Annotated in this window: 5 protein-coding genes and 1 other RNA gene; 1 reads left to right on the top strand and 5 read right to left on the bottom strand. The window is 70.9% G+C overall.

Annotation, left to right across the window (positions count from 1 at the left end; genetic code table 11):
* Both ssrA and WMJ97_RS14495 read right to left on the bottom strand, forming a co-directional pair.
* Nucleotides 1–371, bottom strand: a transfer-messenger RNA (tmRNA) gene (gene ssrA / locus WMJ97_RS14500); the annotation flags it as partial.
* 75 nt (nt 372–446) lie between these two features.
* Complete coding sequence (locus WMJ97_RS14495; protein WP_347349718.1) at nt 447–1,001, bottom strand: DUF1707 and DUF4870 domain-containing protein; 555 nt, start codon at nt 999–1,001, stop codon at nt 447–449.
* A gap of 80 nt (nt 1,002–1,081) precedes the next feature.
* Here WMJ97_RS14495 and WMJ97_RS14490 point away from each other — a divergent pair, with 80 nt between their 5' ends.
* Nucleotides 1,082–1,450 (top strand): FKBP-type peptidyl-prolyl cis-trans isomerase, encoded by a 369-nt coding sequence (locus tag WMJ97_RS14490; protein WP_347349717.1) that lies wholly within the window; start codon nt 1,082–1,084, stop codon nt 1,448–1,450.
* A gap of 96 nt (nt 1,451–1,546) precedes the next feature.
* On the opposite strand, the gene WMJ97_RS14485 is transcribed toward WMJ97_RS14490, so the two are convergent.
* From WMJ97_RS14485 to WMJ97_RS14475, 3 genes are all read right to left on the bottom strand, one after another.
* Nucleotides 1,547–3,439 (bottom strand): DUF2207 domain-containing protein, encoded by a 1,893-nt coding sequence (locus WMJ97_RS14485; protein WP_347349716.1) that lies wholly within the window; start codon nt 3,437–3,439, stop codon nt 1,547–1,549.
* Nucleotides 3,436–3,912, bottom strand: coding sequence for an SsrA-binding protein SmpB (smpB, locus tag WMJ97_RS14480; protein WP_347349715.1), 477 nt, complete (start codon nt 3,910–3,912; stop codon nt 3,436–3,438). Before smpB ends, WMJ97_RS14485 begins: the two co-directional genes overlap by 4 nt.
* A 67-nt stretch (nt 3,913–3,979) precedes the next feature.
* On the bottom strand, nt 3,980–4,551 hold a 572-nt coding region (locus tag WMJ97_RS14475; RefSeq protein WP_347349714.1), incomplete at its 5' end, for a M23 family metallopeptidase.

The following is a 4,551-nucleotide window of genomic DNA, read 5'->3' as shown; positions in this document are numbered from 1 at the left end:
GGTGGAGGTGGCGGGAATCGAACCCGCGTCCTCAAGAGGCGAACCAGATCTTCTCCGGGCGCAGCTGGCGGGTGTCGTTTTCTCGGCTCCCACCCTCGACGCCAGCGCGTGGTGGACGAGCCCAGCCCTAGTAAAGTCCCGATCAGCCGCTAAGGCGTCGGCTGATCAGCAAGCCTTCAGAATGAGGCCAGGATCCGGACGGAAGGCAACGCCCGGTCTGACCCTTCGGTCGCTGTATCAGGCAGCGAGAGCGAAGTCTGCGCGATTGGATTCGGCAGTTATTGGTTTCCAGCGATCGTTAACGAGATGTCGCTGGCTCCTCGGCCCGCTTCTTCTGGGACTACCGTCCCAAGTCGAAACCAGTCACCCCCTGTTGAGTTGTGCGCGGCACTGCCGCGCCCGGGACGAGCCCGAGCAGATCAGCATAGCCGCCGTTCCCCATGGGTTCAACGCCCGTCCTCGCGCAGAACTTCCCACGGCAGCACGCGCGTGACCGGGTTGCGCCAGGAGCGTCCCTTCGCCGCTTGGACGCCCCCCGTCACCGACAGCAGGAACCACGCCAGCCAGCCGAGCGGCAGGACGGTGCCGAGCGCCCGGTCGAAGAACACCGCCGTGAGCACGAACGTCGTCACCAGCGCGACGATGGACACGACCTGGAAGTTGAACGCCTTGGCCGCCTCGCGCCGCGCGAAGCTGCGCGGCGTCGCGACCTGGTAGGCGAGCCACGGCCCGATGAACGAGCTGGCGATTCCGGAGAAGTGCGCCGCGGTCGCCAGGCCGGTGCCGCCGGCGATGCGCGGACGCGGCACGCTCGGCCGGACGCCCACGATGCCCGCGCAGGACGCCGTCAGCTCCGAGCGGCTCCCCGCCGCCATCACCTGGCCCATCCGCGTGTCGAACTCGGCTTCGCCCAGCAGACCGTCGGCGTAGGCGTCCTTGAGGTAGCCCTCGGCGCGCTCGCGATCGGCGGGCGTGATCGGGGCGGGGAACACAGCACTCATGCCCTGAATTCTGCGTCGTATCGGGGCCCCGCCCAAGAGGGTTTTCCCCGAGCCGCTCCCCCGCCACTAGGCTGGCTGGCATGGATAAGCCGACCGTTGACGTTCCCGAGGGCCCCGCGCCCACCGAACTCCTCCTCGACGACCTCACCGGGGGCTCCGGCCCCGAGGCCGCGCGCGGCAAGCGCGTCGCCGTGCACTACGTGGGGGTCGCCCACTCCACGGGCGCCGAGTTCGACAACAGCTACGACCGCGGCCAGCCGCTCGTGTTCAACCTGGGCGCCGGCCAGGTCATCCAGGGGTGGGACGACGGCATCGTAGGCATGAAGGTGGGCGGCCGCCGCCGCATCACGATCCCGCCGCAGCTCGGTTACGGCGCCCGAGGCGCCGGCGGCGTCATCAAGCCGAACGAGACGCTCATCTTCGTGTGCGACCTCGTCGGGGTGCAGTAACCCACCGTCCACCACGCACGACAGGACGCCGCGGCCCTCGGGCCGCGGCGTCCTCGCTTCTCGGGCGCGCCGGCAATCGCGCCGGCGTCCCGGTGGCTACCAGCTACCGCCGCCGCCGCCGCCGAAGCCGCCCCCGGCGAAGCCACCCCCGCCGCCGCCGAACATCGAGCCACCGCCGAAGCCGGTGCCCGAGCTGACGTCGCTGACGGGGGGCGGGGCTGGGACGGCCGCGGAGGCCATGCCGGTGTTCCAGGCCGTGAGGTTCCACAGCATCCATTGGGCGTTCCAGGCCGTGCCGCCGTACCAGGCCGTGTCGGGCTCGGACATGATGCCCAGCTCGACGGCCCGCTGGCAGACCGCGACCCACCGCTCCGCGAGACCGAAGAGGATGGCCCACGGGAGGTAGCGGCTGAAGATGTCCTCGCCCTCCTCGAACTTGAGCTGCTCCGCCTCGGCGGTCGCGATGTAGGTGCGGAAGCCCTCGATCTGGTCGGTGTAGGCGCGCCCCGTCGCAGTCCGCTTACCGCGCTCGAGGCGACGCTGAACCAGCGTGACGGTGATCAGGAGGGCCGCCATGATCGGCAGCACGAGCAGGATGTAGCCCCACGCCCCACTCACCATGAAGAACGCGGCGAAGACGAGCAACGTCAGGCAGCTGACGCCCCACCGGAGCGAGGTCGGCAGCGACGCGTTGCGGAACCAACCCTGCTTCGCCGAGTTGCGCTCGGCGTAGGAGAACAGCGTCTTCCGGGCGCCCTCCATCGCGCCGGGCTCGTCGAGCACGACCTGCCCCGAGCCGTCGGGGAACATCTCGCGGAAGAGCTGATCGCTCGGCTCATCCGGGATACGGCGGGGGTCGCGCGCGGTGGCGACCGGGCTCTCGTTGCGCCCCTGGCCGCCACGCAGTTCGATGGCGCCGACCACGGCCAGGTTCACCATTGTCGCGGTCAGGTGCTTCACGGACGGACGCCCGTCGAGCAGATAGCCGGCGTCCATGAGCGGCAACCGCGGCGGCGAGAAGGCGACCGGGATCTCGGTGCGCTTGTCGGCCTTCACGACCGTCGCTGTGCTACCGGCCGCCGGGAACGTGCCGGGCGGCAGCCCGCCGAAACGCTCCTCGTAGCCGTTGCGGCGGTAGTACCAGATGCCGAGCAGCGCGATGACCACCGCGCCCGCGCTGCCGACGCCGAGCTGGGTCGCGTTCGACCGGGCCGTCGCCGCCTCCACGTTCTCTTCCAGGATCGGGGTCGGGTTCTGCACGGACGCCAGCGGGAACTGGACGCCCACGGTCATGACCTGGCCCCTCGGCAGGTCGTTCTGACGGAACGTCGCGGTCTCGCCCGAGTAGTCAGAGTTGGTGCACGCCGTCTTGCTGCCGACCGTGCCGGCGAAGCACGTGACGTCGGTGATGCCGGCGGGCGTCGTCACCGTGATCGTGGAGCTGTCGATCCGCGCCATACCGGGGCCGAGGACGTCGACGCCGAACTCGGCATGGCCGCTCGGCGAGCGCAGATATCCGCGGACGTCGTAGTCGAACACGTACGTCGCGGTCGCCGCCGAGATGCGGCGGTTGGCGTCCCCGACGCGGATCGTGGTCTGCGCGGTCCGCCCATCGCTTTGGTTGATCTGCGTCCAGTTCGTCGACACCGGGTCGGGCGACGAGACGCGGATGCCGGAGATCTGGAACACCGCGTCCTGGTCGTTGTTGTAGGCCTCGCGCGTGACGAGCGTGCGCTCGAGCCCGCGCCGGCCCGAGCTGGAGCCGAACCTCAGCGTGATCGTCTCCTGCACGTGCACGGTGCCGTCGGGCCGAACGGTGTACGCCGCGTCCCACCGGTCGAAGCTGTCGTCGGCGGCGTGGGCCGGCGTCGCGAAGCCGAGCAGCGCGGAGATCATCAGGACGCCGACCAGCGCCAGGCGCGCCAGCGCGCGCCCCGGACGCCGTCTCGCCCGGGCGCCGACGGCGCCGCTCCCCTGCCGGGCGCTCACCGGCGCGCCCTGTTCCGGGCGGCGAGGGCGCGCTGCGCCTCGCGGTTGGCGTCGCGCTCGGCGATGGCCTGCCGCTTGTCCCAATCCTTCTTGCCCGTGGCGAGGGCCAACTCGACCTTCGCATACCCGTCGGAGAAGTAGATGGACAGGGGCACGATCGTGCGGCCCGAGTTGGCCGTCTCGCGATCGAGCTTGTCGATCTCGCGGCGGTGCAGCAGCAGCTTGCGGTTGCGCTTGGGGGCGTGATTGGTCCAGGTGCCGAAGCGGTACTCCGGGATGTTCACGTTGCGCAGCCAGGCCTCCCCGTCGTCGATCGTCGCGAAGCCGTCGACGAGGGAGGCCCTCCCCTCGCGCAGCGATTTCACCTCGGTGCCGGTGAGCACGAGACCGGCCTCGACGCGATCGCCGATGTTGTAGTCGTGGCGGGCCTTCTTGTTCTGAGCGACCAAGACGCGGCCTGCGGGTCGTGGCATGGTGTCTCCCTCGTCAAAATGCGGTGCCACCACCCTACCAAGGCAGGATGGCGGCACCGCGGGCCGGCTACGGCAGGTAGCGCAGCGGGTTCGTCGGGACGCCGTTCAGCCGCACCTCGAAGTGCAGATGGCAGCCCGTCGACAGGCCGGTCGTGCCGACGTACCCGATGAGCTGACCCTGCCGGACGCGCTGCCCCGGCCGCACGGCGATGCGCGACTGGTGCGCGTACCCGGTCGTCAGGTAGCGGCCGCCCCGCAGCCCGTGGCCGATGAGGACGAAGTTGCCGAAGCCGCCGTTGCGGCCCGCCGACAGCACGCGTCCGGACGCCGCGGCGTACAGCGGCATCCCGCAGGCCGCGCCGAAGTCCGTGCCGTTGTGCATGCGCCAGTAATGCAGGATCGGGTGGAACCGCAGGCCGTACGACGAGCCCGGCGTCGCGTTGACCGGCATCGTGAACCCGTACGAGGACTCGCGGTTCATGCGCCCGACGACCCCGGCGGCCGTGGACGCCGCCGACTGGTTGCGCAGCGCCCGCGCCTTGGCCGCCGCGCGTCGCACCGCGGCCTGCTTGGCCGCCCGGTCCTGAGCGTTGCGTGCCCTCGCGGCCGCCGCCCGCGCGGCCGCCTCCTCACGGGCCG

It is taken from the genome of Nigerium sp. (assembly GCF_039811905.1).
Lineage (GTDB): Bacteria > Actinomycetota > Actinomycetes > Propionibacteriales > Propionibacteriaceae > Propioniciclava.
The sequence above is the reverse complement of the archived record's forward strand: the minus strand, read 5'-3'. Positions and strand labels throughout refer to the sequence as shown.